Below are 2,048 nucleotides of genomic sequence, written 5' to 3'. Positions count from 1 at the left end.
CATGTACTCGAACACGGCGGCGACGGTGGCCCGCACCCGTTCGCGGTTGTCCCGGCGGGTGTCCATCGCCGCCTCGAGGAGCGCGCGCAGGCTCGCGACCTCGGCGTCCAGCAGCTCGAGGAAGAGCTCGTGCTTGCTGGGGAAGTGCTGGTAGAGGACCGGCTTGGAGACCTCGGCCCGCTCGGCGATCTGCTCCATGGAAGCCCCCGCGTACCGCTCGGCGGCGAAGACCGCGCGGGCGCAGTCCAGCAGCTGGCGACGACGCTCCTGCCGGGGCAGACGGCGGCCTCGCCCGGGCTCGTCGGGCGCGGTGGCGGCGGGGTGGGCGGTCACGGGGTCCTCCTGGCGCGGGGCGGGCTCACGCGATGCGCGCGGCGCCGCCCTCATCCTCGTGCGCGGGACAGACCGCCTCGACCGTGCCCACGGCGGGGGCGGGGCGCCGGGGGCCTCGATCCCGAAGACCGCCTCGAGGGCGTCCTCATAGCGGTCGAGCCGGCCCTCGGCGGCGAGCCGCTTGGCGCGCACGCTGGGCTCGTGCAGGAGCTGGTTCACCATGCGGCGCAGGGCGAACTCCACCTCCTCGGCGGCCGCCGTGCAGCCGTGGCGGGCGCGCACGCGCTCGAGCTCCCGGTCGAGCACACCGAGGGTGTGGCGGCGCAGGGCCTTGATCGCCGCGTCGGCACTGCGGCCACGCTGCGCGGCGTGGTACTCCTCGACGGCGTCGTCCACGAGCGCGCGGGCCTCCGCGACGGCGACCTCGGCCTGCTCGGGTGCGGCCAGCCGCACCGACTCGAGGGTGATGAGATCGACGTCCGGCAGGTCCGCGACCGCCGGGTCGAAGTCGCGCGAGAGGGCCAGGTCGACCACCGTGAGCGGACGCCGTCCGCCCTTGCGCAGCTCCTGGAGGCGCTCGGGGCTGATCTGGCGTTCGCCGCCGGAGGAGCCGATGATCACGTCCGCCTCGGCGACGGCGCCGGCCACGGCCTCGCCGCCGAGCGCGAGGGCCCAGCCGCCGCGGTCCGCGACGAACTGCTCCGCGCGGCCCGAGGCCGAGTGCACGCCGACGGTGGTCGCGCCCCGGTCCGCCAGCTGCGCGAGCGTGGTGCCGGCGTAGGCGCCCGTGCCGATCAGCAGGATGGTGGCCCCGGCCCAGAAGTCGCGCTGGGCCGCGGCGTCGGTGAGACCGCGCAGCTCCTCCGCGAGGTCCAGGGCGACGGAGACGACCGAGCGGCCGGCCGCGCCGAGCGCCGTGCGGGAGCCGACGTCCTTGGCCGTGCGCGTGGCGGACTCGAAGAGGCGGACGAGCGGACCCGAGGCGGTGCCGGCCTCCTGGGCCGCCGTCAGGGCGCGCCGTACCTGACCGGCGATCTCGCGCTCGCCCACCACGGCGGAGTCCAGTCCGGCGCCGACCTCGAAGAGGTGACGGGCCGTGGCGTCAGCGTCGAGCGTGCGGAACGCGGTGTGCACGTCCTCGTCCGGCAGGGAGGTGGAGGCGGCGACGGCGGACAGCAGCCCCGTGCGGGCGGCCTCGACGCCGGCCCCGTCGGCCTCGGCGTAGATCTCCACGCGGTTGCACGTGGCCAGCACGATGGCGCCCGCCGCGCCGCTGCCGGGCAGGGCGGGCCCGACCCCGGTCGCGCCGGCGCTGAGGCGGGCGACCGTGTCCAGGTCCAGGTCATGGTGGGAGGCGACGAGAGAGAAGACAGTCACAGCGGGCCAAGTCTAGCCCCGACCGCCCCGCCCGTCCGGGAAGGCGGGCCTGACCCGGGTGCCGTCGGCCAGTGTGACGGCGCTCACGGAGGACGCGGATGTGCCACCGCGACACGACCGGTGGGACACTGGGGGCATGTCCGCCCTGTCCCCAGACCCCCCGAGACCCCCGCGGCCGTCCCGGCACTGCCCGCCGAGCACCCGCTGCGCACCGAGGATCCGTCACGCTCGACCGTGGCCAGCCCGCTCCTTCGCGCGCTGCGCGGCCAGCGCCCCGACCGCCACCCCGTGTGGTTCATGCGGCAGGCCGGCCGTTCGCTGCCGGAGTACCGCCAGGT

General features: G+C 76.4%; 2 protein-coding genes. One reads left to right on the top strand and one right to left on the bottom strand.

Annotated features, from left to right (window positions below; all coding sequences use genetic code 11):
* On the bottom strand, positions 1–1,710 hold a 1,710-nt coding region (locus UN64_RS21550), incomplete at its 3' end, for a glutamyl-tRNA reductase (protein ID WP_139343234.1).
* A gap of 234 nt (positions 1,711–1,944) precedes the next feature.
* On the opposite strand from UN64_RS21550, the gene UN64_RS21545 reads away from it, so the two are divergent.
* A partial coding sequence (locus UN64_RS21545; protein ID WP_245802090.1) for a uroporphyrinogen decarboxylase family protein occupies positions 1,945–2,048 on the top strand: 104 nt, incomplete at its 3' end.

It is taken from the genome of Fictibacillus arsenicus (assembly GCF_001999465.1).
Taxonomy (GTDB): Bacteria; Bacillota; Bacilli; order Bacillales; family Fictibacillaceae; genus Fictibacillus; species Fictibacillus arsenicus.
Note: the sequence above shows the minus strand (reverse complement) of the source record. Positions and strands in the feature narration are given on the sequence as shown.